The sequence below is a fragment of the Homoserinimonas sp. A447 genome, assembly GCF_054489325.1.
In genome coordinates, this window is the sequence record NZ_JBTMWW010000001.1 from 1,813,610 (window position 1) to 1,837,542 (window position 23,933).

The window sequence follows — 23,933 nt, forward strand, 5'->3', positions numbered from 1 at the left end:
CCTCACTCGGGTTGACGCTGATGCCGCCGGATGCCCACGCCGACCTGGGAATCCTGGTCAGCCACTACGTGGTGGAACCGGAGTTGTTCGGCTACTGGCTGAGCCGCGACGTGCCGCATCTGCCGATCGTCTACTCCGACACCGGCGTGCATGTTGGGCCGTTCATCGAGCCGGGCAATGGCCCGTGCCTGTACTGCCTGGAACGCCACCGAACTGATGCCGACCCGGCCTGGCCGGCGATCGCCGCCCAACTCTGGGGCAGAACCAGTGCGGTGGAGAGTGCGCTGGCCGTCTCCGAGGTTGCTGCGCTGGTCATGCGGATGATTGTTCAGAGGCTGGCCGGCGCGGCTGCAGATGTGGCGACATCCGCTTTCCTGGATGCGGCCTCAGGTCAGGTCACGCACCACGAGTGGGTGCAGCACCCGGATTGCGGTTGCGCAGCTCTTCCAGAAAACGGCTCGGCGCCCGGTCGCCGGAACGCCCCTGACCGGCCTGCGACCAGGAGAGGTGCAGTTCTTTCCGTGCCCGCGTGATGCCGACGTAGAGCAGGCGACGCTCCTCGTCGATGGCCTCGAACGTCTTGGCGTAGGTGATCGGCACCAGCCCCTCGCTGAGGCCGACCAGGTAGACCGTGTCCCACTCCAGGCCTTTCGCGGAGTGCAGCGTGGCGAGGGTTACCGCCTCCATCGTCGGTTCGTGCTGGGCGGATGCCCGCTCGTACAGGTCCTCGACGAATTGGCGCAGCGTGGTTTCGCGCGGCGCTGACTCGGCGAGGCCCATGACCGCGTTCAGCGACTCCCAGCGATCGCGCACCGCGCCTCGGGTCTCTGGTGCGTCCTGGGTCCAGCCGAGTGAGCGCAGCACGTCGCTCACCGTCTTGAACAGCGGCTCACCGACGGATGCGATGACAGCACCCTTCAGCATCATCAGCGCCTGCTTGACCTCGGGAAGTTCGAAGAAGCGCCGGCCGCCCCGCAGCTGGTAGCTCACCCCGGCATCGTTCAACGCGGTCTCGAGAGCTGCCCCCTGGACGTTGATGCGGTAGAGAACGGCGATGTCCTGCGGACGTACCCCGGCGGCGAGCTGCTCGGTGATGCGGCCGGCGACCGCGCGTGCCTCCGCGCTGTCGGTCGGGTAGGAGCGCACCTCCGGTTCGACACCTCGCGTTGACTCGGCAGCGCTCAGCACCAGCGCACCGGGGCGGTCGCGCATCAGGCGGTTGGCTGTCGCGACGATCGCCGGCGTCGACCGGTAGTTGGACTCCAGCCTCACCACCGTCGCGTTCTGGTAGCGGCTGCCGAACCCGAGCAGGAACGACGACGAGGCACCGGCGAACGAGTAGATGGTCTGGCTGGCATCGCCGACAACGCACAGGTCCTGCCGATCTCCCAGCCAGAGGTCGAGCAGGTGCTGTTGCAGGGGCGAGACGTCCTGGTACTCGTCGACCACGAAGAAGCGGTACTGCTCGCGCACCTGCTGCGCGACCCACGGCTCCGACTCGATCATGCCCGCCGTCGCCAGCAGCACATCCTCGAAGTCGAGCTGCCTCCTGGCATCCTTCGCCGCCTCATAGGCCTGATGCAGCGCGATCATCTTGTCGGCATCCAGCGCCGCCGGAATGGTGCGCCCGGGCAGGGCGGCGGCGTACTGGCCGAGGGTGAGCATCGACACCTTGCGCCACTCGATCTCGGCTGCGAGGTCGCGAAGGGTGGCGGTGTCGAGCTTCAGGCTCACCGAATCGGCCGCCTGGGCGATGACTCGCGCCTTGCTGTCGAGGATGCTGGGCATGGTTCCGCCGACCACCTGAGGCCAGAAGTAGCCGAGCTGGGAGAGGGCGGATGCGTGGAAGGTGCGGGCTGCGACACCGGTCGTGCCGAGCATCCGCAACCGTCCGCGGAGTTCCGCCGCCGCCCGGGCGGTGAAGGTCAGGGCCATCACCCGGCTGGGCGGGTAGACGCCGGTGGCGACGCCATAAGCGATGCGGTGGGTGATGGCCGTCGTCTTGCCGGTGCCGGCTCCAGCGAGCAGGCAGACCGGGCCGAGGGTGGCTTCGGCGGCCAGCCGCTGGTCGGTGTCCAGCCTGCCCAGCAGCGATTCGGCGCCTGCGGCAATCGTCATGCCCGCTCACCGTCCTCGATCGGGCCGCCGTACCACTGCTCAAGAATGGCGCGGGCAATCGAGCTGTGGCCGGGGAGGGTGATCTCGCCGAGGGCTGCACGCAATTCGTCCCGGCTGAACCAGCGCAGCTCGAGTATCTCGTCGCCGTCGGGGGCAAGCGTCGACTCCCGGTCGGGGTCGACGCGGGCGGCGAAACCCAGCATGAGCGACGCCGGGAACGGCCAGGGCTGCGATCCGAGGTACACCGGGTCGACCACGCGGATGCCCGACTCCTCGAACACCTCGCGGGCGACGGCAGCCTCCAGGGACTCGCCCGCCTCAACGAAGCCGGCCAGCAGCGAGTACCGGTTCGCCTCCCACTGCGAGTTGGAGCCGAGCAGGATGCGGTCGTCGTCGTCGATGACCGCCACGATCACAGCCGGGTCGGTGCGCGGGAAGACCTCACCGCGCGAGTCGGTTCGCGCCCAGCCGCCCTGCGCCACGATAAGCGGCTCACCGGTCTGCGGGGAGAAGCGGTGCGAGTCGTGCCAGTTCGCCATGGCGACCGCCTGGGTGAGCAGGCCGGCATCCCGGTCGCCCAGACTTCCAGCAATCTTGCGGAGGTCACCCCAGGATTCCGGACCGTCATCGAGAAGGCCGGCGACAGCATCCGTCACCACCGCCGCAACAATCGGCGTGCCCTCCGGCAGGTCGGCGGAATCGGTGATCGTGCGCCCAAGGTAGACGAGCACCTCAGCGGTGCGGGTGGTTTTCGGCGGCAGGTCGCCGACCGACAAGAGTGCCAGCGAACCACCGGCCATCAGCGCCTTGCGCTTCCACAGCGGCAGCACCCGGGTTTCGGACTGGGCCATCAGGACCTCGAACAGGTCGGCGCGACTGCGGGACAGGTAGTCGCGGTCGAGCTCGTTGCGGGAGAGCGGAAGCTGCGAGGTTGCCAGCGCGTGAAGCCGCGGAGGGAACCGGTCTTCCATGGGCGGCCAATCTCGTGAAGGGAGCGGGAACAGCGTGGCGTTGGACCCCGGGCGGCAGATGTCGACCTACCCTGTCAGGTATGGCCAGATCCCATCTCACTCTAGCCGCGTTGGCCACCTCCGCTGTAGACGGGTTGGACGCCCAGGGCGCCAGCCGGTTCGGCTCCGGCGCGAACAGCGACTTCGATTCTGCGCTGGTCACCGGCACTGACGGCCGGCACTGGATTGTGCGCGTGCCCAACTCCGAGCGGGCGGAAGCCGAGCAGTCTGCGGACCTGCAGGCGCTGCGTGCACTCAGCCAGGGTATCCGCACCCGCCTCCCGTTCTCGGTGTCGTCGTACGCCGGCCAGGCGCCGGTCGACAACACCCGAGCCGTCGTCTACGAGTTCGTGTACGGCACCAAGCTGAGCCTTGCAGCGCTGCGTCCGGATGGTCTCGCCGCCTCCGTGGGGCGGGCGATCGCCGCAATCCACCTGCTGCCGACCAGCTTCGTGGCGGATGCCGGACTCCCGGTTCTCGCCCCGCACGACATATTGCGGAGCACCGTAACCATCATGGACCGCGCGTCGGCCACCAACCTGGTTCCCACCACCCTGCTCGGCCGCTGGGAGAAGGCTGCCGACGACTCCGCCCTCTGGCAATTCGCGCCGACCACCGTGAACGGCGAACTGACCGCCGACTCGTTCCTGCACGCCGACGGTGAGGTGAGCGGGGTACTCGGCTGGCACGGGCTCAGTGTCGGTGACCCGGCCCGCGACCTGTGCTGGCTGCTCGGCTCCCCCGACGAGGCCGTGATCGACACGGCGATCGACGCGTACACCCAGGTGCGCGGCGGTACCGACCGGCAACTCAGCAAGCGCGCCAGGCTCTACGCCGAACTGGAGATCGCCAAGTGGCTGCTGCACGGAACGCAGGAGCGCAACACCGAGATCGTGGACGATGCGGTTCGGATGCTGCACGGCCTGGTCGACCGCGTGGACGGCAACCTCGACCAGACGATCAGCCACAACACCATGCCGGTGATGACGGTGGACGAGGTCGAGTCGATGCTCGACGAGCGTCAGCGCGCCGCCGGTTCAGCGGAGTAGTCGTTCCGAGGGTCAGCGGGTCTCGCTCCCCACCGCACGGCCGCCCGATGCTGGCGCATCGTGCGGAACCGGCGGCGTGGGCCCAAGCTCGACCAGCTTTAGTGAATAAGATCACTCCGTGACCAGCGCGCAGGAAGTCCTCGGGATCGCTGCGGAGTTGTTCATCTGGTTGGGTCTGGGCGGCGCAGCGCTCTGCTTCCTGATCCTGTTGTTCGTGCGGGCGTTCCAGGGAAAGTCGGTTTCGTCGGAGGGCGTGCTCGCCGAGTCGGAGGACGGCACGCAACTCCGCTGGCTGGCCGACGACGGACTACTGCGCAGTCGCCCGCTTACCGAGGCTGAACGCGCCGAGATCGGCGACCCCGACGAGCTGCTCGTCTACTATCGGCGCCACTCCCCCGACACCGTCGACCTGCAGCCGGTGGACCACGCTGAAGGGGTGCTGCGGATGCTCGGGCTGATCCTGCTCGGAGTCGGGGTGTTGGCGTTTCTGGTGTCGTTTGTCGCGTTGCTGCTTCCGTAACGGTCACTTCGACAAGCTCAGTACGGCGCTCGACAAGCTCGAACGGTCACTTCGACAAGCTCAGTACGGCGCTCGACAAGCTCGACCCGCCTAAGGGCTCGACCCCCTTACGGGCGGGAGGCGCGCCAGAGGGACACCAGCTCGGCGCGACTGAAGATGCGTTCCGGGCGGATGATCGCATCATCCGCCACGTAGTAGAAGACGGCGTCGATGCGCTCCGGGTCAATGCCCTTCCACTCGGCGTACGCCTGGCGGTACAGCGCCAACTGCAGCTGCTTGTCCTGCAGGTCCTGCGCATCCTTCGGAGCCTTGCCCGTCTTCCAGTCGACCACCTGGTACCGGCCGTCCTCCAGTCGATACACGGCGTCGAGCTTGCAGATGATGATGCGGTCATCCAGCGGCAGGTGAATTTCACGTTCGACGTCGACCGGGCTGAGCGTCGCCCAGGGTGACCGTTCGAAGGTGGCCTGCAGCAGTTGCAACTGTTCCTGCTCGAGCGGCACCTCGTCGGCGTCGAGTTCACCATCGAAGGCGTCGAGCGCCTCGATGCTGCCGTGCACGCCGTAGCGGTTCTCCACCCAATCGTGGAACAGGGTGCCGAGGCGGGTGGCCCGGTAAGGTCGCTCCGGCATGGGGCGACGAAGGGCGGCGGCAACGGATGCCGGGTCGGTCACGTAGTCCTTGAAGCGGGAGGCGGGCACCCGGCTGGGCACCTCCACCTCGTCGCTCTCCGTCAGCCGGCGACGCCGTTCCTCGAGCAGCAGGTCGAGATCCTGCTCCCAGCGCCCGGCGTTCCCCGGTACGGCGGCGCGCACCAGTTCCGCCGAGCGCTCGACGGCCTCCCGGCGGTGACCGAGCGGGTCCATCGGCCAGGTGAACAGGTTCACATCCTCCCCCAGCGGGTTCGCTTCGTGCTCAGTGGAGTCGGGCATCGGCCCAATGACTCCCGCTTCGGAGAGGGCACGCAGGAACGGGCTCGGCACCCGCGGCTTGGTCTGCGTGGCCCAGAATGACCCGGTCAGCAGCAGCGAGTGCCTGGCCCTGGTGACGGCGACATAGGCGAGCCGCCGTTCCTCGCGCCCGAAGTGCTCGCCAACCTGTAGCTTGAAGGTCTCGAAATTGTCCAGCAGCTCCTTGCGGGTCTGCACGTTCTGCCAGTCGAATTCGGGGAGCTCCGCCGCATCCCCGCGGAACTGGTACGGCAGCTCACCGAGCGTCAGCCACGCCTTCGTGCCCCCGTTGGGTTTGCTCGGCAGCTCGTCGGCGACCATCCGCGGCACGACGACGAAGTCCCACTCGAGCCCCTTCGAGCCGTGAATGGTGAGCAGCTGAACCGTTCCCGGTTCAGCGTCTTCCGGCCGGGGCGACAGCCCGTCACGCCACTCCGCCTCCTTCAACCAGCCGAGGAACCCTCCCAGGCTCGCGTTGTCATCCACCGCGAGGTAGCCGGTCAGCGCGTCGAAGAAGGCCTCGATGTTCGCCATGCCGAGCACCCGGGACTCGTTGGCGGCAACCTCGATGTCGAGCAGCAACTCCTGTTCGACCACCGTCACGAAGTCGAGCAGGTCGAGGCCTGCGCGGGAACGCAACCGTGCCAGCGTCTGGCCGGCTTCGCGCATCCGCTCGAGGCCCACATCGCTGAACAGGGGACGCAAGCCGAATAGGTTGTGGTCTTCGCGCATACCGCCGATGAAGTCGAGTGCGTCGACGACGGAGCCGCCCTCCCCGTCGGTGACGGTTTCGCGCATCCGCTTCTTCAGGTCGTCTTCGAGTGGGCGGTGGGCATAGTCCCTGTCGCGAAGAACGGATGCGAGCCGGCTGAGCGCGCGCAGGTCTTTCGCACCGATGCGCCACCGCGAACCGGCGAGCAGACGCACCAGTTCCGAGCCGGCGGCCGGGTCGTTCAGCACGGTGAGCGCGCTCACCAGGTCGGCGATCTCCGGTTCGCTCATCAGCCCACCGATGCCGAGAACGTGGAATGGTACGTCGTGCTTGCGCAGCGCTTCGATGAACACCGTCTGGGTCTTGCGCGCCCGGAACAGCATGGCTGCCGTCGGCTTGGCCTGTGCCTGTGCCTGTTGGGAGAGCTTCGCCTCGGCCGGCCCGGCCAGCTTCGCCTTCAGCCACAGGGCGGCAGCCTCCGCCTCCTCGGGAAGGGTCTCCTCGACGACAACGTCGATCGGGAGGTTCGATGCGTTCGGCCCCGCCCCGAGCGTCTCCACGCGCACCCGGGTCTGGGCCATCAGCGGTTCGACCAGGGTGTTGGCGGCGGCGAGAACCTGGTGGCCGTTGCGCCAACTGGTCGAGAGGGTGAAGTTCTGCACCGAACCCCCACCGAATTGCGTTGCGAAGTCCTCCAGGTTGGCTGCGCTGGCCCCGCGCCACCCGTAGATCGACTGGTTGGGGTCGCCGACCGCCATGACCGGATGCCCGGCGAACATCTCCGAGAGCAACCAGGTCTGCACCACTGAGGTGTCCTGGTACTCGTCGAGCAGGACCACCTTGTACTTGCTGCGAAAGTCTTCCGCGACCTGGGGCACCCGCCGCACGATCTGGAGGGCGAGCGCCACCTGGTCGGCGTACTCGACGAAACCGCGCCTGGCCTTCATGCCCGAGAACTCCTCGGCCAACTCGAGCAGCAGCGGGAGGGCGCCGACGGTGCGGGCGAGTTCGACCGCCTGCTCCCGGGCGTGACGATCGCCCGACGGCAAGTCCTCCAGCTGGGCAAACCTGGTGGCCATGGCGGCGACCTCCGAAGCATCCGCCACGTTCTCGCTGAGGGCGTGGCTCAGCTGCAGCACCGCCCTGGTGACCACGTCGACGCTCTTGCCGAGCTCGGGCAGGCGCGGGTCACTGCTGGCCACCACGATCTTGCGGGCGAGCTGCCAGGCGGAGGCTTCCCCCAGCACCGCGCCGTCGCTCTCCCGCCCGAGCAGGATGGCGTGGTCACGGAAGATCGTGTTCGCGAAGGAGTTGTAGGTGGCGACAGCGGGCGGGTCGAACTCGTCGTAGCCGCCGGGAATCAGCCCTTGGTGTGCGAGTTGGGCGACACGCTGACGGATGCGTTCCGCCAGTTCACCGGCCGCCTTGCGGGTGAAGGTGAGCCCGAGAATCTCACCCGGCTTCACGTGCCCGTTGGCTAGCAGCCAGAGCACGCGCCCCGCCATCGTCTCGGTCTTGCCGCTGCCCGCACCCGCGACGACGAGGGCAGGTGACAGGTCGGCCTCGATGACGGCCCGCTGCTGCTCGGTCGGGCGGAACATGCCGAGGGCATCCGCAATCTCGTTCGCGCCGATCGTGACCGGCAACGCTGTCTGCTCAGTCACTGCCTGCTCGGTCACCGCCTCAATCACTGCACTGTGCTCAACCACTGCTTACTGCCCCCACCCGGTGCAGCATCCGTGCTGCCGTGTTGAATCCGCCCCAGGCGTCCAGGTCGGCGACGCCGGTGAACTCGGCGGCGGCCATCGCCATCGCCGCCTGCCGGATGCGACGGCGGAATCCCTCCAGGTGCTCGTCGTCGAGTCGGGCCTGCACGCCTTCGCGGTAACTCTTTCCGCGAATGCCTTTCTTCACGTAGAGCAATTTCGCCCCACCGCTGTGGTGTTCGCCGAGCTCGTCGAGGAACGGGTCGAGCACCCCCTCCGCGTAGGCGAGCTGGTAGGCGCCGAGCTGCGGATGCTCGTTGATGGCATCCTGCCGGGTGATTGCCGACCCGGTCTTCAGGTCGACGATGACGACCGAGCCGTCTGGCGCACGTTCAACGCGGTCGATCGACCCGTTGACCTTGGCGGTGCCGATCTCCAGCTCGAAGCGCTTCTCCGCCCCGACCAGCGCCTTGCCGTCCCGTTCGAAGTCGCCCAGGTATTCGGCGACGCCGGCGGCCAGGATGCGCGCCGCCCGCTTCTGCTGCTCACCCACCCAGGGGGCCTCGAAGAGCAGTTCGTCCCAGCGGCTCTCGATGTTCTGCCAGACGGTATCGACGCTGGGGTCGGTGGCATGCTCCATCGCCCAGTGAACGATAGTGCCGATACCCATCGCGGTGCTGCTCTGCGTGCCGGACACCGAATCAATGAACCAGTCGACCGGCGAATCCTCGAACGCCTCCAGGCGCGACGGGGAGACCGGCACTGTGTCTTCCTCGCCGAAAATGGGTCCGGTCGTGGACGGTTCGATGAGCCCATGCCACTCGTCAGGGCTGGCCCCTGGCACGCGTTCGGAGGCGAGTCGGGAGAGGGCGGATGCCGCCGCCTCCCGCTCGTACAGCAACCTGGCCCTGGTCGCCTCGCGTCGCAACCGGCCGGTGAGCCCGCGCAGCGAGCGCGGCATCAGGCTCGCGGTATCGGCAAGAGTGGCGCCTGGAGGCACCAGCGAGAACAGCACGCTGGGTGCTTCGTCATCGCTGGCGACGGCGGAAAGAATGACCCGGTATCTCGCGCGGGAGACGGCGAGCGTGAACATCCGCAATTCGTCGTCACGCACCTGGGCGCGGGCGTCGACGTCAGCGGACAGCCCGGTTATGGCATCCACCAGCTGCTGGGGTGCGAGCAGTGAACCGCGGATGCGCAGGTTCGGCCAGACCCCCTCCTGGAGGGCGGAGACGACGACGGTGTCGAACTCGAGGCCGACCACCCCGGACGGCGTGGTGACCAGCACGGCGTCGCCACGCGCCTGGGGCGAGAGTGTGTCTTCTGGCACTTCGGCGTCGAGTACCGCTTCGAGGAAGTTGCGGGCCGGCGCCCCCGGCGTGCGCTCGACGAAGCGCTTCGCCGCGGAGAAGAGGGCGAGCACGCCGTCGAGGTTGCGGTTCGCCTCGGCTGCGGCGATTCCTGCCGTGAGGGAGGCGTCGAACCAGGTGCGGGCCAGGCCGCTGCGTTCCCAGACCAGCCAGAGCAGTTCTTCGATCGTCGCCCCGCTGTCGGCGGCCTCGCGCAGCGCCGCAAGCGTCGCCGCCAGCTTCTCGGCCTGACGCCCGACGCGATGATCGATGGTGGCGAACCGCCCGGGTGCGGAGAGCGCCTCGACCACCAGTTCGTCGGCCGGCCGGTTGTTGTCGCCTGCGAGTTCCTCGGCACGCAGGGCGAGGCGCAACCGGCGGAGGCCAAGGCGGTCGAGCCCCCCGAACGGCCCGAGCAGCAGGCCGGATGCCAGTTCTGCGTTCAGCGGCGTGCGCCCCATCCCGACATCGACCATGGTCAGCAACGCGCGCGCAGCGTGATCGTCACGCAACGCGCGTGCCCCGACGGAGGTTCGGGTCGGCACTTCGGCGAGCGCGAGAGCGCGGGCGATCGCCGGCACCTGCGCCCCACTGCGCACCACGACGGCCATGTCGTTCCAGCCGACGTTGTCGATCAGGTGGCGCTCGCGCAGAAGGCTGGAAACGGACGCCCACTCCCGGGCCTGCGTCGTCGCCTGCACGATGGTCACCGACCCGTCGCCGGTCGCGGATGCGGTTGCCTTTCGTTGCGTGCCCGCGGCTGCCGTGCCGACGCGGTCGGTTACCCGGCTGATCAGCGCGCGGAGCTGGCTGCTGTGCCGGTGGACGGTGGACAGGGTGAGAGTCTGCACCGGGATGCCCAGGTGCGTTGCCAGCCGGCCAGGCGCATCCGGTTCGCCACCACGGAACGCGTTGGCGGCGATATCCGGGTCGCCGAATCCGATCACGGTGACGCCGCGGGCGGCCAGCGCTTGAAGCAGGGACAGCGTGGACTGCGTGACCTCCTGCAGGTCGTCGACCATGACCAGCTTCAGGCGCGATACAGTCTCGCTGAGGACGCCGTCGGCAACGATGTCGATGGCCTGCTGCACGAGCTCGGTGGAGTCGAGCTGGTCGGGGCGCAGCCGCTCGAGCACCTGCCGGTATTCGGCGATGAAGCTGCCTGCTGCGACCCACTCCGGCCGGTCGAGCTGCTTGCCGAGTTCGGCCAGGCGGCGCGGGGTGACTCCGAACTCTGTCGCGCGCATCATCAGCTCGCGCAGCTCGGTGCGGAAGCCGCGCAAGCGGCGAACCTCCGGGCCGAGGTGCACGGGCCAGGCCGGCCCGGTGCCGTCCTCCAGGTGGCCACCGAGCAGCTCGGCCACGTCGCTGTCCTGCTCGCCACCGGTGATCAGCCGCGGAGGGGTGCGGCCGGCCTCGCGGGCCGCGTGCCCGACCAGGTCGAACGCGAGGGAGTTCACGGTGCGGGCGAGCGGGCCGGTGCTCGGCCGCGCCAGCCGCAGAGCGAGCCGGTCGCGAAGTCTCGTGGCGGCAAGGCGGCCCGTGGTGAGCACCAGGAGTTCGTTCGGCGCCCAGCCGCGGTTCAGCACGCGGTCGGCAGCCAACTCGACGAGGGTGGTGGTCTTGCCGGTGCCCGGCGCCCCGATGACGGTGGCGGATGCGACATCGGCCAGCTCGATCACGGCACGCTGGCTGGCGTCGAGGGTTGGCACATCCTGCAGGGCGGCGTGCGCGTCGTCAGGAAGGGTGGCCATGGCCTCCAAGCTATCGCCTCGCTACGACATCCCCGGTTGGCGTTCCGCCGCGGGCGAACGTGTGCCGGGCATCCGCCGGATTGTCGTAATCTGGGGTCGTGGACATAAGCATCGGTATCGCCAACAGCCCGCGTGAGCTCAGCTTCGAGACGGAGCAGACCGCTGCGGAGGTTCAAAAGATCGTCACGACCGCCCTCGAGTCCGGCGCGAAGTTCTTCACGCTGACCGATTCGAAGGGTCGCGTCTTCGTCGTCCCCACCGAATCCTTCACCTACATGGAGGTCGGTTCGGAGATGTCCCGCAAGGTCGGCTTCGTCGCGTGAGCATGGAACTGCTGTTCGTCGTGCTCCTGGCGACATGCCTCTCCCTCGCGGTGCGTTACATCTTCCGCGCGCGTGAGACCTTCGGCGAGGCGATGTTCCCGGCGGTCGGTGCGGCCGTCGCAGCCGTCGTCTGGGCCGGGCTCACCTGGCTCGGGTGGCCGTTCGACGGCGGCTGGATCTGGGTCGTTTCGCTCATCGCCGGCCCCGTGGTGTGCGTGCTCATCGGCCTGTTCCTCCCGAAGCGGCGGAAGAAGGCGGATGCCGCCATGCTCGACTCGCTCAGCAAGGCCTGACATTTAGAAGGGCCAGCCGGCCATTCGGGCCGGCTCTGTCTCCCGCTGTGCCGCGCGTGCCGCCTGCTGCTTGTCGTTGAAGCTCGCACCCCAGGAGTAGCCCAGTCTGGATCCGAGCCTTCGGTCGCGGTGCTCACGCCAGGCCAGGCGCACGGTAATGAACACCACCACCACGGCGGTGCCGACGATCAGCGCGAGGAATGCGTCCACGATGCGGTTCTCCGATGTAAATTTTACGCTCCGGTTCCCCGTTCTGAACTTGCGAGTTGGCCGAATATTCAGCGCCCGCTGTCAGCCTCGACCTAGCCTCTCGGTATGACTGAGGTAGTGATTTTCGCCCCCTCCCCGGTTCTGACGGTCACCGTTGAGGACCAGCCGGACGGCCCGGATCTGCACCTTCACGCGGGCGGCCAGGGCGTCTGGCAAGCCAGGATGCTGCTGCGGATGGGCATCGACGTGGCCATGTGCTGCGTGCTGTCCGGTGAGAGCGGGACGGTGCTTCGCCACCTTCTCGCCGATGAGGGTATCCGCGTCGTCGCGGTGGAGCGCGACGCCCGCAGCGGCGCCTACGTGCACGACCGCCGGGGTGGCGAGCGGGTGAGCATCGTGGAAATCGACGGCGATCCGATCTCCCGCCACGACTTCGACGAGCTCTACGGTGTGACCCTCCGCGAGGGTCTGGATGCGGGGCTGGTGATCCTGAGTGGCCCGGCCGGTGACGACACGGTGCCGGCGGATGTCTACCGACGCCTGGCAGCGGATCTTCGCGCGGGCAAACCGAAAGTCGTCGTGGACCTCTCCGGCGAACGCCTGACGGCGGCGTTGGCCGGCGGCGTGACGCTGGCGAAGGTGAGTGATGAGGAGTTGCTCGCGGACGGGCGGATCAAGGAGAACACCACCGAGCGCATCCTCGCCGCCATTCACGCGATCGCCGAGGAGGGCGCCGAGTCGGTCATCATCACTCGGGGGGACAAGCCGATCCTCATGCTGTCCGACGGGGTGGTGAGCGAGGTGACCACGCCGACGCTGGAGGTCGCCGACACGAAAGGCGCCGGGGACTCCCTGACCGCCGGCGTATCGGCGGCCCTCGCGAACGGCGCCACCATGCAGGAGGCGATCACGCTCGGCGCTGCGGCCGGGGCGCTCAACGTCACTCGCCACGGGCTGGGCACGGGCGACCCGGAGGCGATCGAGAAGCTCCGTGCGTTGGTCACCGTGCGTCGGTACGGGGAGTCCGAGGCATCCGCCAGCTTCACACCGGATGAACTGGCGGCCAGGGCGGTGGAGGAATGACGACCGCACTGATCACGAACGATGACGGCATCGAGTCGCCCGGTCTGCTGAGCCTGGCACGGATGGCCATGGCTGCCGGACTGGACGTGACCATCGCCGCCCCCGCTGCCCAGTCCAGCGGCAGCAGCGCATCCATTCTGGGCACCGAGGCCGACGGCCGTGTGCCCTTCGAGCACCGGAAATTGGAGGGCTTCGACATCCCCGTGTTCGCCGTGCACGCGGCCCCGGCGCTCATCTCCCTGGTGGCCGCGCACGGTGCGTTCGGCACCGCGCCGGACATCGTGTTCTCAGGGGTGAATCGCGGCGCGAACGTGGGCCGGGCGATCCTCCACTCCGGTACGGTCGGCGCTGCGCTCACCGCGGGCGTGAACGGCGCCCGCGGGCTGGCGGTGTCGCTTGACGTCGGCATGGATCCGGACGTCTGCCACTGGGACGTCGCCGCGCCCTTCATCGAGCAGCTCGTCCCCGCGCTCCTCAAGCAGCCAGCCGGAACGGTGTTCAACCTCAACGTGCCCAATGTCACCACCCCGCTCGAGTTGCGGGAGGGACCGCTGGCATCCTTCGGTATCGTGCAGACGCTGATGGCGCAGGCCGGCGATCAGCACGTGCGCCTGTCCGTCTCGGACACGCCAACCGACCAGGACGTGGGAACGGATGCCGCACTGCTGCAGGAGGGCTACGCCACCGTCACGAACATCACCTCGGTCAGCGAGTCGCGGGTGCCGGTGTTCTCGAGTTGAGGACTCTAGGCGCCGAGGTGCATCCAGCTGGCCTTGCGCACCTTGTCGATCACCTGGGCGGAGTCATCCGCCGCTTCCTGCCGGGCCTGATCGCTGGACGCCCAGGCGTGCCCGCTTCGCGCTTCCGCGCGTTGGTTACGGCGACCCTGCCAGGCGAGAACGAGGGTGATCACGATCACGGGGATGGTAGTGAATCCGACGAGCAAGAGAAACTCGGTCACTGTTCTGTCCCTTCCCTAGTAGCCCAGGCTGTTGCCACCGCGGGAGATGTACGCCGCGTAAGCGGCCGCCCTAGCCTCGATGTTGCCGTCCAGGTGCTCGGCGGCGCCGGCCGGACCGGCATGGCTCTCGATGCGGCGGTCGCGGGCTTCACGGCGGAACTGCACGACGACGGCAGCGATCACCCCGGCTACCGGTATGCCGACCAAGATCATCAACAGAAAATCCATGAGGAGTCCTTCCGTTAGGGGAAAGGGTACCGCTTAAGGCGCTATGTCTGCCTAGCCGCATGCGTCGACCCATATAGCGAGCGCCCTTATGCGAGGTCGCGGAGATCCGAATCAGCCATGGCTAGGAAGTACTTCTTGTGCAAGCGCCGATCGACCTTCCTGAGCTTTGACTGGAATGAGGACCATGCGGTTTCGTCCATGATGCCGAGCTTCTCGCCGTAGAGATTTCGAATCACGATTATGTTGTTCACAACCTCGTCAAGGTTCCAGCGCAAGAACTTGTCAGAAGTAGATGGCAGGTAGAAACCCATCGCAAGCTTGAGGTTACCTACGCGTTCAACAGCGAAAAGGAGCACGAAGTAAGCGCGAATAACGTCTTCGGATTCGAACTTCTTCAGTCCGTGCTTTCCGTACAACACTGTTCCAATTACATGCCGGGCGTATTCCACCTCTCCGGTTGTCAGGTCCCTGTGAATCTGCGCAAGAGCCTGCCTGCGCTCACGACCGTGCAGCCCCGCACCGATGATGATTCCCGCTGCAGCAGTACCTACTGCAGCGATTGAGCCGACCCAAGTTGCCCAATCTCCGATGTCTGCAACCAACAGCATCAGGATGCCTCAGCAGATTCCCGAAGTCGCTTCAGCGTCGCGATCAGCGCGATCACTTGCGCCCCGGTGAAGAGGCCTTCCGGCCCGGTAGGCGCAACCGCGGTGAAGGGCGCTTCGTACAGCAGTCCGGGGTCCACGTCACCGCTACGGGTCAACTGGTCGACAATGAGGTTTACGAATGTGAGCTGATTCCCGCTGAGTGTCGTTCCAGCGGCGAATGCGCTCAGAGCCACCGTGGCAGCGGTACGGTCCATACCGATCAGCGAACGCACGAAGCGACCGAGTCCGTGCGCCTCGGCAACAGCGGATGCGAGTTCGTCCGGACGGAAATCGCCGCTGGCGAGCATGATGCGTTCGAGTTCTTCCAGATCGACGGCGGTCAGCTGGCGGCCCATCCGAAGTTTCGCGAGCACCACATGGTCTTCGTGGGCGCGGAGGAACGCCAACGCCTTGTCCCGAAAGCGCGCCCGATCAACACCCACCGCGACATCCTTGATGGCAACCTCCGTCGGCGAGGCGGCGGTGTCCTCGAAGTTCGTGTAAACGATGGCTCGCTTCTTCGAATCGATCAGGTAGACGAGTCCGCGCAGCCGAATACGCATCATCTCTAGCATCGGTACTGTGATGTCGTCCCACCATTCTTCGCTGGCGACGGCCGCAATCAGGGTGAGGTTGTCAGCGATCTTCGGGATGCTCTTCTGCTCCGCCAGCGCGTTGGCGATTGCCTGGATGCGGGCTTTCGCCGCGGCATAGCCGGGGTCGCCGAGAAGAATGCCGAGCTGGGTTCGAAGCGCGAACAGGTCGAACCGTTTTGCCTGTTCGTCGGTGTCGAGGACATCCGCTGCCGATGGCAGCCCGGCCAGCCCGGCTGCTTGCTCGTAGTCCTCGCCGCTCATATCCAGCCAAACGGCGGGGTCTGAAAACCGCTCGACTGCCCGCCGCCTGGGCCGCACGACGAAGTTGTCGAGGCTCATGCCTGCGACGTTGCCGTGCATGCGGGCGGCAAGTCCCTCACGGAGCGCCGTTAACTCTGCGTCCCCATCGTTCGAATCGATTCCGGCCAGCAGTGCCAGACGCGAGGTGAAGAGTCGGTGGCCGAGGGACTCACCAGCCGAGGTTTCTGCCGATGGGTAGTCCTCATTGAAATATTCGATGTTCTGGCAGACATCGAAGATGATGAAGTCTTTCTTGTGCTCGCCCGGGCCGTAGAGATCCTTCCGCAACCGCGTGCCACGCCCGACCATCTGCCAGTACTTGGTCTTGGAGTGCACCGGCTTGAAAAACACCAGGTTGACGATGTCTGGCACGTCGATGCCGGTGTCGAGCATGTCCACTGATATCGCGATCTGGGGCAGCTTGTCGGTGAGCGAGAAGTCGTCGATGAGGCTCTGGGCGTACGGGAGACCGCTGACGATGATTCGCGCGAAGTGCCCTGCGTATTCCGGGTAGCTCGCGTTAAAGCGCCGTTCGATGAACTCCGCGTGTTTGACGTTCTTGGCGAAGATGATGGTCTTGCCGAGGCGGTCTCCCCCGGCGACCTTGCGGCCATCCGTCATCAGCGTCGCCAACACTTTGTCGACCGTGTCTGCGTTGAACAGCCAGGTGTTCATGGCGCTGGAGTCGACCTCATCCGGAACGACGTTATCGTCCCAGTCGAGGAGGTCCCACGCCTCCTTCTCCTCGTCGCTGAGGTCCGCGTAGCGGATGCCTTCCCGCACGAATTGGGTGGCGACCGAGCGTCCGACCGGAGGCACCAGGTAGCCCTCGGCGATGGCATCCGTCAGGTCGTATGAGTCGGTCGGCACTCCGTCTTCGAGGTTGAACAGGCCGTACGTGTTGTGGTCGATCTCGTTCTTCGGCGTTGCGGTGAGGCCGACCAGTAACGAGTCGAAGTAGTCGAAGATGGCGCCGTACTTCTGGTACACCGACCGGTGGGCTTCGTCGACGACGATCAGGTCGAAGTAGCCTGGCCCGAACCGGCGCAGGCCGTCCTCACCAGAGTCGATGAGCCCCATCATGGTCGGGTAGGTGGACAGGTAGATCCGCCCCTCGGTGTCTTTTTCGGTAACGAGGTTCACCGGCGGAGCGTCGGGCAGCAGGCTCTTGAATGCGCCGGTCGCCTGGTTGACCAGCGCAACGCGGTCGGCCAGGAACAGGATGCGTTTGGCCCGGTTGGCGCGGATCAGCAGATCTGTGAGCGCAATCACCGTGCGGGTCTTGCCACTGCCGGTCGCCATCACCAGCAGGGCGCGGCGTTCTTTCTGCTCGAAAGCTTCAGCGACTTTCCGAACCGCTCGCTGCTGGTAGTGCCGGTCGGCGATCTTCTCGTTGATGGTGAGTGACGCGAGCGGCTTCTGCGCGCTGCGCCGCTGGATGAGCAGGGCGAGCTGGTCGCGCGTGTAGAACCCGTGAACCTGACGCGGCGGGTAGGTGCTGTCGTCCCAGATCCAGTGTTCGTAGCCGTTGGTGTAGAAGATGACCGGCCGCTGCTGGTACCTGGCCTCCAGGGCATCAGCGTAAAGCTTGGCCTGCTGCTGGCCGACGTTCGCGTCTTTGCGGGTGCGCTTGGCCTCAACGATGCCGAGCGGCAAGCCGTCGTCGCCCCACAGCACGTAGTCGATGTAACCGTCGCCGCTGTTGTTTGGCATGCCGACGACAGGGAACTCGCGATCGCGTTCGTCGCCAAGCGCCCAGCCTGCCTCGCGCAGCAGGAGGTCGATGAAGAGGTCGCGCGTCTCATCCTCGCGGTAGTCGTGGGTGTCGGGAATGACCGCGTTCTGCGCCTTGGCGAGGGCAACCTCCGCCTGGAGGGCGCTGAGTTCGGCGGCCAGCTTGGCGTTCTGGTCCTGCGCCGCGACGAGGGCTTCGTCCTTGGCCTTCAGTTCGGCCGCGAGCTCCTGAAGCTGCGCCATGGTCCTGGCCGCGGCTCCAGGTTGCGGCCTGGGAATGGCAGATGCGTCGAACGGCTGGCCTGGCTGCGGCCGTTCCACCGTGCTGCTCGCATAGCGTGAGGCCAGCCAGATGAGCACGTGGAACAGTTCGCGAACGATGGGCAGACTGTCCGATGACGTGACCGGCGTGGTGCGGTGCACGGCGTGGTTGCCGCGTTTGCGGATCAGGTCGAGCTTCGTGAGGATGCTTGGGCCGACCAGCTGTTTGAAGGTGGGCTCGTACAGCAGGCTGACCAGGTCGTCTTTGTATGGCGGCGTCAGCGTGGCATCCGCCCGGTACAGCCAGTGGACCATCAACTCGGCCGTACGCCGGGCGTAGAAGACGGACGATCGCGGGTCGCCGTGAGTGTACAACTCGGCTCGGAGCGCTTCCTCGGCGATCTCCGGCCAGCCGGCGCGCACGAAGTCGAAGTTGCTGGGCACAGGCTTCTCCTTCGACGCTCGCTGCTTCCACAGTCAGACTATCCGGCAGGTTCGGTCGAAGGCGATGGTGCGCGGGTTCGTTGTCGTGGCCACACCCCCAGAACGAGGGTGAGGAGCTGTGATTCACTCAGCAATGTCGGTGGCTGCTGGTCAACTGCTCTACTTGCCTCCGATCGGGCGGCAGGTGACGCGAGCGCAACGCTGGCGCCCCACGCTTCCGGCTCCCGGGAGCCGTTCGAAGGAGTAACCATGTCAACCAATAACGACGAGAACCCGGAGGGCCAGCCGGCGGAAGCGGGCAAGTCGACGACCGTCGTGACGGAACCGGCGGTACCTGCGGCCGCTCCCGCCGCAAAGGTGAAGAGCCCGCTGGCAACATCCGCCATGGTGGTCGGAATCGTGGCAATGGTGTGCGCCGTGATCCCTGGCCTCAGTTTCGTTGCCTTCCTTCCGGCGATCACTGCCGTGGTTTTGGGCATCATTGCCCTCGCGACGAAGAAGCCTCGGCGCGGCCGTGCGCTGACCGGAGTGATCCTCGGCCCGATCGCCCTCTTGGTGGCGATCATTGTGAGCGTCGCCGCGATCTCCGCTGGTGTGAACAGTGCCTAGGACGCCGACACTGCTGGCGATACTGCGATCGGCGAGCCGGTGGACGAACCGGTCGAAGAAGTCGAAGAGCCGGAGGAAGTCACAGAGCCTGAGCCGGTGGTTGTTCCGGCCGACGCCGTCTATAGCGGCACCGGCGACTCGATTCTCCCGATCACGCTGCCGGATGGCGTGGACAGCGCTGCGGCCGCCACAATCTCGCATGTCGGTTCGAGCAACTTCGCCATCTGGTCGCTCGATGCCGCCATGAACCAGGACGACCTCATGGTGAACACGATTGGCAATTACAACGGAACCGTGCTGTTCAACAACAGTTCGGGAGTCGACATTTCGTCTCTGGAGATCAGTGCGGACGGCGCGTGGACGGTGACGGTTCGCTCGCTGCTGTCGCTGCGCGAGTTCGACGGTGCTGCAGTCACCGGTGTCGGAGACGACGTCGTCATCTATCGGGGCGGCGCGGGCGCAGCCAGCATCACGCACGACGGTGCCAGCAACTTCGCCGTGTGGACCTATGGCGATGGAAGCGATCTCGTGGTGAACGAGATCGGCGCATACACGGGCACCACGCGCTGGATGGCCGGACGTCGCTGGTCGTCGTCTCTGCTGATGGGAATTGGAGCATCACGGTGGGATAGCTCCTCATGAGCGAGGGGTCGTCGAACCCGAATCGGCGGCCCCTCTTATCCCTCCCACCGCTGCCATTCGTCGACTCTTCACCCATCCCGATCGACGGTAAGAATACTGCTAGCAGTATCGGATGATAAAGTGTGGCCATGAAAACGACGTTCGACCTGCCGGAGTCGCTGGTGCGTGCTGTCAAGAAGATCGCGCGCGACCGCGGAACTACTGCCCGGGCGATCGTTCAGCAGGCATTGACTCGTGTGGTCGAGGAGCAGCACAATGTGACGCCGTTCCAGTTGGCGGATGCGAGTACCGCCGGTTGGCAGTCGATGAACCCGGAGGTGCGCAATACCTCCTTGCACGACCTGGTGCTTCGCTCGTACGACGAGCGGCCGTAGCCCATGAGGGCCGTCGACACCAACGTGCTGATCTACGCCTTCTTCGCCGACTCCCCGTTCCACGAACCGGCGAGCAAGGTCGTCACTGAGCTCGCTGAAGGTCCAGCACCATGGGCGATTCCGTGGCCGTGTGTCCACGAGTTCTACGCCGTGGCCACGAACCCAAAGATCTTCACCACCCGGGGACTACCCGCGAGGGCACGCCGCCAGGTGGATGCCTGGCAGGCCTCACCGTCACTGCAATTACTCGGCGAGACTGCAGACCACTGGATGGCTCTCAAGAGACTGCTCGCGGATGCGAAGATCGCCGGCCCAGCCGTTCACGACGCTCGGATCGCCGCCATCTGCCTCAGCCATCGGGTCACCGAGTTGATCACTCTGGATCGAGACTTCAGCCGGTTCCCTGAGCTGAAGGTGCGCAGCATCCTCGTTTAGATCCCGTATCACGGTCGCGCCAGTCACGGGTTTACTGGGGCGGCACCAGCCGCGCCGTGGTCAATTCGAGCGCATCTGCGAACATTGCCTGGGCAGCCGCGAGCGCGTGCAAGGTTGTCGACGCACTGGGCAATCGGGCAGACAGCACAGAGCCGTCTTCCATCTCCTGCAGCGGGTGATGTATTGAATGGCTATTGAACCTGCTCGTGTACGGATGGGCGAGGCCACTGATGAGGCGCCAAACGGTGACAGTGTGACCGATGTCGTCACCGGTGTGCCTGGCCCCATCGCGGACGATCTCGGAATAGCTGAGCTGAACCTTCTCATATTCTTTGAGCGCGATATCCAGGCGATCGGCGATGGCGGCTCGGGCTGCACGTTCTGCGTCAGCTCTCTTCTTGCCAAGCTCATCGAGTCGGGCAGGAACGCCCGGGATGGCCCCGTACAAGACTTCGTCGTGCCTGCTTTCGGCATGGCGGGCCCGCAAATTTCGGATGACTCGCAGCCTTCGGTCGTCTGGTCCTAGTAGCCAAAGCACCTGGGTGGACGCCTCAATGACCGCTCTCAAGAGCGGGTATTGCGCGAATGAGTAGAGGAAGATGCCGTCGTCCTCGACGAGCAGCAACTCAATTGCCATCAGGCAATCGGCTGCCGCGACGAGGCACGTCTCGACCAGCTGGCTCGCCGGCAGCGGAGCAAGCACCGCGTCGTCTTCGGCGAGTTCCGAACCGAGTCCCGGCTTCAATGGCGCGAGCTTGGCGTAGTCCTCAATTTGGTCCGGGAGCTTGGCCAGCAACTTACTGATCGAGTTTGCGGCGTCTTGCTCGTCTCTGCTCGGCTCGTAGTCTTCGATGGACGACATGCTTCTGTCCGCTACAGCTGGCCGGTGAATGCACGGCGTTGAAGCGAGGCGAAGAGTTCGTCGAGCTTGGCCAGGTGCGCTGCGTGGTGTTGGCGAACGCTAGAGATCTCGCGCAGTTGAGCTTCGTGCTGATGTTGAAGCCACAGTGGCGGCAGAGCAATTTCCGTTTGCTTTAGGTGGCTCGGGCCGAAGTTTTGCTGCGCCGACCCAGTAACAAGACGCGAAATTTGCACCCGGAACGACTTCGAAGACAACCAGCTTCGCAAGTAAGCGAGAGTCGAAACGCCCTGTTTGGCCTTGAACCGGATGGTGCTTGTGTTCATACACAGAGGTAGGTCCGCGCCCGTTACAAACGCGCCTCGGGTGCGCAAGAGACCATCGTCGTCGAAGCTGATGCCGGAACTAGCAACAACAAAGTCACCCGCATCAACCAAGAAGTGCTTGTACTTGCCGTGGGCTTCGAAGTCCGAGACATGCTTGTTCGTTCGAGACAGATCGAGTTGGCCGGACTTCAATATGTTTCCGACATTAAGAAGCTTGACTCCGGAATCGGTGAACTGCCATTTTCGAATCCCGGGTCCTTCTTGGAACCAGTAAGCATCCGAAAGGGACATGGTTCGCCAGTCGCTTGTGGGGACCCGCTCTGGTAGCCCCTGAAAGATTGACCCTTCCAGCTCCTCGAGGATTTTGAAAGTCCGGCGTCGCTTGGCGCGGAGGTCGTCGGCCTGATCGAGGATTGCGGCGATTCGGCGCTGCTCGGGAAGTGGCGGAAGGGGCACGCGAACTCCGGCAACGATTGACTTCGACACCTCCTTGAATGTGGCGCCGACTCCCAGCCCCTGCAGGTACTCTTTGTTCGACTTCAGCCACCAATAAAGGAATTTTGCGTCGAGCTTGTCGCGATCCGGTACGAAACTCTTGAAGCCTTGGTTCGTCGCCATTGGCACGCCCGTTATAGCAACATGTCCGATGGGAGCGCGTGAACTAAACAGCACAGAGTTGACCGGCAGCAGCCGCGCACCGCAACTAGCCAATCCCGACTTTGTGAGTTTGCGAGGGGTGTCGTCTATCGTCTGGCTATTCAGTTTGGTCAGGTCGGCCGGCGTGACCCAAGGAATTTGGCCGTCCCAATAATCCGGAGTTCCCGTTTTCGGTGTCGAACCACTGACGATTTCGGCCACGTCACCGAGCGTGGCACTGCTCCACCTCACTTTGACGAACTCAAGGAGCGGGTCAGGGCAGCCGTCGCCTCCGCTATTTCCTGCTCGAGGGCAGCGAGGTCGGCAAGGATCTCGGCGGGGGCTCGGTGCTCCACTTCCTCGTGCTCGACCTCCTTGTAGCGGTTGAGGCTGAGGTCGTAACCCTGGGCGGCGATCTCCTCCTTGGGGACGAGGAAGGATTGGGCAGTGCGGGTGCGCGCGTGTTCCGGGGACGTCTCGACAAGCTCGACCAGCGAACGCCAGCGCGTCAGCACATAGGGAAGATCGTTGGAGTCTGTGGGAGTGCGCTTGTCATCGAGGGTGAAGCCGTCTGCCTGCACGTCGTAGAACCAGACGTTGTCGGTTCCGCCCGAGCTTGTCTTGGTGAAGAACAGGATCGCGGTCGAGACTCCGGTGTACGGCTTGAATGTTCCGCTTGGCAGTTTGACGACGGCGTCGAGTTTGTGGTCTTCCACGAGCATCCGCCGCAGGTCCTTGTGCGCCTTCGACGAGCCGAAAAGCACGCCGTCGGGGACGATGACGGCGGCACGCCCTCCGTTCTTGAGCAACCGAAGCATCAACGCCAGGAACAGCAGCTCCGTTTTCTTCGTCTTGACGATCGCGAGCAGGTCTTTGGCCGTGGTCTCATAATCGAGACTGCCAGCGAACGGCGGATTGGCGAGCACGAGCGTGTACTTGCCCTCGGCATCCGTGTGTTCCTCGGCAAGGGAGTCGCGGCGCTCAATCGTCGGGTTCTCGACTCCGTGGAGCTGCATGTTCATGCTGGCGATGCGGCTCATAGCAGCATCCGAATCGAAGCCGGTGAACAGGGTGCTGTTGAAGTGGTCGCGCAGCTTCGCATCGGCCCACAGCTCGGGGTGGTGCTCGTGCAGATACTCTCCTGCCGCCACCAGGAAGCCCGCGGTGCCCGCCGCCGGATCAATAATCGTGTCCTGCGGTGTGGGCGCGACCATGTCGACCATGAGTTTGATGATGTGGCGAGACGTGCGGAACTGCCCGTTCTGCCCAGACGTCGCCAGTTTGCCGAGCATGTACTCGTAGATGTCGCCCTTGGTGTCGCGATCCTCCATCGGGATGTCCTCGAGCAGGTCGGCAACCTTAGACAGGAGCGCCGCGGTGGGGATGGTGAAGCGGGCGTCCTTCATGTTGGTCGCGAAGCTGGAACCGGCCTCGCCCAGGCTGCGGATGAACGGGAAGACGTTCTGGTCAACGACTTCGTACATCTCCTGCGGGGAAAAGTGCTTGAAATGAGACCACCGCAGGTCGGCGTAGGGGCGCGGTCGACGTCCAGTGTCGTCCATACCCTCGGGGAAGACCGGCTTCTCGATCGGCTTGCCCAGCGTGTTCGCCTTGTTCTCCGCGAGCGTATGCAACTCATCGAGGCGCTTGATGAAGAGGAGGTAGGTGATCTGCTCGATCACCTCAAGCGGGTTGGCAATGCCGCCGGACCAGAAGGCGTTCCAGACTTTGTCGACCTGGGATCGTAGTTCGCCTGTTACCAAAACATTCCCTTCATCAATCGACCTGTGTTTGCCGCGAGGCC

Annotated in this window: 22 protein-coding genes and 1 pseudogene; 11 read left to right on the forward strand and 12 right to left on the reverse strand. The window is 65.5% G+C overall.

Annotated features, from left to right (window positions below):
• Positions 1-20: 20 nt before the first annotated feature.
• Positions 21-449 (forward strand): annotated as a pseudogene (locus tag ACX3O0_RS08820) (TOMM precursor leader peptide-binding protein); the annotation flags it as partial.
• On the opposite strand, the gene ACX3O0_RS08825 reads toward ACX3O0_RS08820, so the two are convergent.
• A complete protein-coding gene (locus ACX3O0_RS08825; RefSeq protein WP_459107473.1) occupies positions 397-2,118 on the reverse strand; it encodes an ATP-dependent helicase in 1,722 nt (573 codons plus the stop codon). The pseudogene ACX3O0_RS08820 and the gene ACX3O0_RS08825 sit on opposite strands and share 53 nt — an antisense overlap.
• Complete coding sequence (gene nudC, locus ACX3O0_RS08830) at positions 2,115-3,089, reverse strand: NAD(+) diphosphatase (protein WP_459107474.1); 975 nt, start codon at positions 3,087-3,089, stop codon at positions 2,115-2,117. The genes ACX3O0_RS08825 and nudC overlap by 4 nt, the downstream gene beginning before the upstream one ends.
• An 80-nt stretch (positions 3,090-3,169) precedes the next feature.
• On the opposite strand from nudC, the gene ACX3O0_RS08835 reads away from it, so the two are divergent.
• Together ACX3O0_RS08835 and ACX3O0_RS08840 are read left to right on the forward strand one after the other, a co-directional pair.
• A complete protein-coding gene (locus tag ACX3O0_RS08835; protein ID WP_459107475.1) occupies positions 3,170-4,177 on the forward strand; it encodes a phosphotransferase in 1,008 nt (335 codons plus the stop codon).
• 118 nt (positions 4,178-4,295) lie between these two features.
• Positions 4,296-4,697 (forward strand): hypothetical protein, encoded by a 402-nt coding sequence (locus ACX3O0_RS08840; protein WP_459093316.1) that lies wholly within the window; start codon positions 4,296-4,298, stop codon positions 4,695-4,697.
• Between the two features lie 107 nt (positions 4,698-4,804).
• On the opposite strand, the gene ACX3O0_RS08845 is transcribed toward ACX3O0_RS08840, so the two are convergent.
• The gene (locus ACX3O0_RS08845; protein WP_459107476.1) at positions 4,805-8,023 is read right to left on the reverse strand and encodes an ATP-dependent helicase; all 3,219 of its coding nucleotides are present in this window, start codon (positions 8,021-8,023) and stop codon (positions 4,805-4,807) included.
• Between the two features lie 37 nt (positions 8,024-8,060).
• Positions 8,061-11,168 carry a PD-(D/E)XK nuclease family protein gene (locus ACX3O0_RS08850; protein ID WP_459107477.1) on the reverse strand — a complete coding sequence of 1,036 codons (3,108 nt, stop codon included), beginning with the start codon at positions 11,166-11,168 and terminating at the stop codon, positions 8,061-8,063.
• A gap of 98 nt (positions 11,169-11,266) precedes the next feature.
• Between ACX3O0_RS08850 and ACX3O0_RS08855 the strand changes: the two genes are divergently transcribed.
• Together ACX3O0_RS08855 and ACX3O0_RS08860 are read left to right on the forward strand one after the other, a co-directional pair.
• A complete protein-coding gene (locus tag ACX3O0_RS08855; protein WP_459093319.1) occupies positions 11,267-11,491 on the forward strand; it encodes a DUF3107 domain-containing protein in 225 nt (74 codons plus the stop codon).
• Positions 11,488-11,784, forward strand: a complete 297-nt coding sequence (locus ACX3O0_RS08860) for a hypothetical protein (RefSeq protein ID WP_459107478.1) — start codon at positions 11,488-11,490, stop codon at positions 11,782-11,784. Before ACX3O0_RS08855 ends, ACX3O0_RS08860 begins: the two co-directional genes overlap by 4 nt.
• Before the next feature lie 3 nt (positions 11,785-11,787).
• Here ACX3O0_RS08860 and ACX3O0_RS08865 read toward each other — a convergent pair whose 3' ends face one another.
• The gene (locus ACX3O0_RS08865) at positions 11,788-11,994 is read right to left on the reverse strand and encodes a hypothetical protein (protein WP_459107479.1); all 207 of its coding nucleotides are present in this window, start codon (positions 11,992-11,994) and stop codon (positions 11,788-11,790) included.
• 105 nt (positions 11,995-12,099) lie between these two features.
• On the opposite strand from ACX3O0_RS08865, the gene ACX3O0_RS08870 reads away from it, so the two are divergent.
• Complete coding sequence (locus tag ACX3O0_RS08870; protein ID WP_459107480.1) at positions 12,100-13,077, forward strand: 1-phosphofructokinase family hexose kinase; 978 nt, start codon at positions 12,100-12,102, stop codon at positions 13,075-13,077.
• Complete coding sequence (surE, locus tag ACX3O0_RS08875) at positions 13,074-13,817, forward strand: 5'/3'-nucleotidase SurE (protein WP_459107481.1); 744 nt, start codon at positions 13,074-13,076, stop codon at positions 13,815-13,817. The genes ACX3O0_RS08870 and surE overlap by 4 nt, the downstream gene beginning before the upstream one ends.
• Before the next feature lie 5 nt (positions 13,818-13,822).
• On the opposite strand, the gene ACX3O0_RS08880 is transcribed toward surE, so the two are convergent.
• The 4 genes from ACX3O0_RS08880 to ACX3O0_RS08895 form a co-directional block, all read right to left on the reverse strand.
• Positions 13,823-14,038 carry a hypothetical protein gene (locus ACX3O0_RS08880; RefSeq protein WP_459107482.1) on the reverse strand — a complete coding sequence of 72 codons (216 nt, stop codon included), beginning with the start codon at positions 14,036-14,038 and terminating at the stop codon, positions 13,823-13,825.
• A 15-nt stretch (positions 14,039-14,053) separates the two neighbouring features.
• A complete protein-coding gene (locus tag ACX3O0_RS08885; protein WP_459107483.1) occupies positions 14,054-14,266 on the reverse strand; it encodes a hypothetical protein in 213 nt (70 codons plus the stop codon).
• Positions 14,267-14,352: 86 nt separating this feature from the next.
• Positions 14,353-14,868 carry a hypothetical protein gene (locus ACX3O0_RS08890; protein WP_459107484.1) on the reverse strand — a complete coding sequence of 172 codons (516 nt, stop codon included), beginning with the start codon at positions 14,866-14,868 and terminating at the stop codon, positions 14,353-14,355.
• Positions 14,869-14,873: 5 nt separating this feature from the next.
• A complete protein-coding gene (locus ACX3O0_RS08895; RefSeq protein WP_459107485.1) occupies positions 14,874-18,248 on the reverse strand; it encodes a DEAD/DEAH box helicase family protein in 3,375 nt (1,124 codons plus the stop codon).
• 249 nt (positions 18,249-18,497) lie between these two features.
• Here ACX3O0_RS08895 and ACX3O0_RS08900 point away from each other — a divergent pair, with 249 nt between their 5' ends.
• The 4 genes from ACX3O0_RS08900 (at position 18,498) to ACX3O0_RS08915 (ending at position 20,308) form a co-directional block, all read left to right on the forward strand.
• On the forward strand, positions 18,498-18,857 hold the full coding sequence (locus ACX3O0_RS08900) for a hypothetical protein (RefSeq protein ID WP_459107486.1): 360 nt from the start codon (positions 18,498-18,500) through the stop codon (positions 18,855-18,857).
• A 39-nt stretch (positions 18,858-18,896) separates the two neighbouring features.
• Positions 18,897-19,499, forward strand: coding sequence for a hypothetical protein (locus ACX3O0_RS08905; protein WP_459107487.1), 603 nt, complete (start codon positions 18,897-18,899; stop codon positions 19,497-19,499).
• 128 nt (positions 19,500-19,627) lie between these two features.
• Positions 19,628-19,873: a hypothetical protein gene (locus tag ACX3O0_RS08910; protein WP_459107488.1), complete on the forward strand. Its 246-nt coding sequence runs from the start codon at positions 19,628-19,630 to the stop codon at positions 19,871-19,873.
• 3 nt (positions 19,874-19,876) lie between these two features.
• Positions 19,877-20,308: a type II toxin-antitoxin system VapC family toxin gene (locus ACX3O0_RS08915; protein WP_459107489.1), complete on the forward strand. Its 432-nt coding sequence runs from the start codon at positions 19,877-19,879 to the stop codon at positions 20,306-20,308.
• 31 nt (positions 20,309-20,339) lie between these two features.
• Here the strand turns inward: ACX3O0_RS08915 and ACX3O0_RS08920 are convergent, their stop codons facing one another.
• Genes ACX3O0_RS08920 through ACX3O0_RS08930 form a run of 3 tightly spaced genes read right to left on the reverse strand, consistent with a single transcriptional unit; the run spans position 20,340 to position 23,892 of the window.
• Complete coding sequence (locus tag ACX3O0_RS08920) at positions 20,340-21,170, reverse strand: hypothetical protein (RefSeq protein WP_459107490.1); 831 nt, start codon at positions 21,168-21,170, stop codon at positions 20,340-20,342.
• Between the two features lie 11 nt (positions 21,171-21,181).
• Positions 21,182-22,381: a restriction endonuclease subunit S gene (locus ACX3O0_RS08925; protein WP_459107491.1), complete on the reverse strand. Its 1,200-nt coding sequence runs from the start codon at positions 22,379-22,381 to the stop codon at positions 21,182-21,184.
• Positions 22,378-23,892: a type I restriction-modification system subunit M gene (locus ACX3O0_RS08930; RefSeq protein ID WP_459107492.1), complete on the reverse strand. Its 1,515-nt coding sequence runs from the start codon at positions 23,890-23,892 to the stop codon at positions 22,378-22,380. Before ACX3O0_RS08930 ends, ACX3O0_RS08925 begins: the two co-directional genes overlap by 4 nt.
• Positions 23,893-23,933: the final 41 nt, after the last annotated feature.

Bases quoted from the DNA above. Each gene is read 5' to 3' on its own strand.
- ACX3O0_RS08825 (WP_459107473.1), bottom strand. From the start codon at position 2,118: ATGACGATTGCCGCAGGCGCCGAATCGCTGCTGGGCAGGCTGGACACC.
- nudC (WP_459107474.1), bottom strand. From the start codon at position 3,089: ATGGAAGACCGGTTCCCTCCGCGGCTTCACGCGCTGGCAACCTCGCAG.
- ACX3O0_RS08835 (WP_459107475.1), top strand. From the start codon at position 3,170: ATGGCCAGATCCCATCTCACTCTAGCCGCGTTGGCCACCTCCGCTGTA.
- ACX3O0_RS08850 (WP_459107477.1), bottom strand. From the start codon at position 11,168: ATGGCCACCCTTCCTGACGACGCGCACGCCGCCCTGCAGGATGTGCCA.
- ACX3O0_RS08870 (WP_459107480.1), top strand. From the start codon at position 12,100: ATGACTGAGGTAGTGATTTTCGCCCCCTCCCCGGTTCTGACGGTCACC.
- surE (WP_459107481.1), top strand. From the start codon at position 13,074: ATGACGACCGCACTGATCACGAACGATGACGGCATCGAGTCGCCCGGT.
- ACX3O0_RS08885 (WP_459107483.1), bottom strand. From the start codon at position 14,266: ATGGATTTTCTGTTGATGATCTTGGTCGGCATACCGGTAGCCGGGGTG.
- ACX3O0_RS08900 (WP_459107486.1), top strand. From the start codon at position 18,498: ATGTCAACCAATAACGACGAGAACCCGGAGGGCCAGCCGGCGGAAGCG.
- ACX3O0_RS08910 (WP_459107488.1), top strand. From the start codon at position 19,628: ATGAAAACGACGTTCGACCTGCCGGAGTCGCTGGTGCGTGCTGTCAAG.
- ACX3O0_RS08915 (WP_459107489.1), top strand. From the start codon at position 19,877: ATGAGGGCCGTCGACACCAACGTGCTGATCTACGCCTTCTTCGCCGAC.
- ACX3O0_RS08920 (WP_459107490.1), bottom strand. From the start codon at position 21,170: ATGTCGTCCATCGAAGACTACGAGCCGAGCAGAGACGAGCAAGACGCC.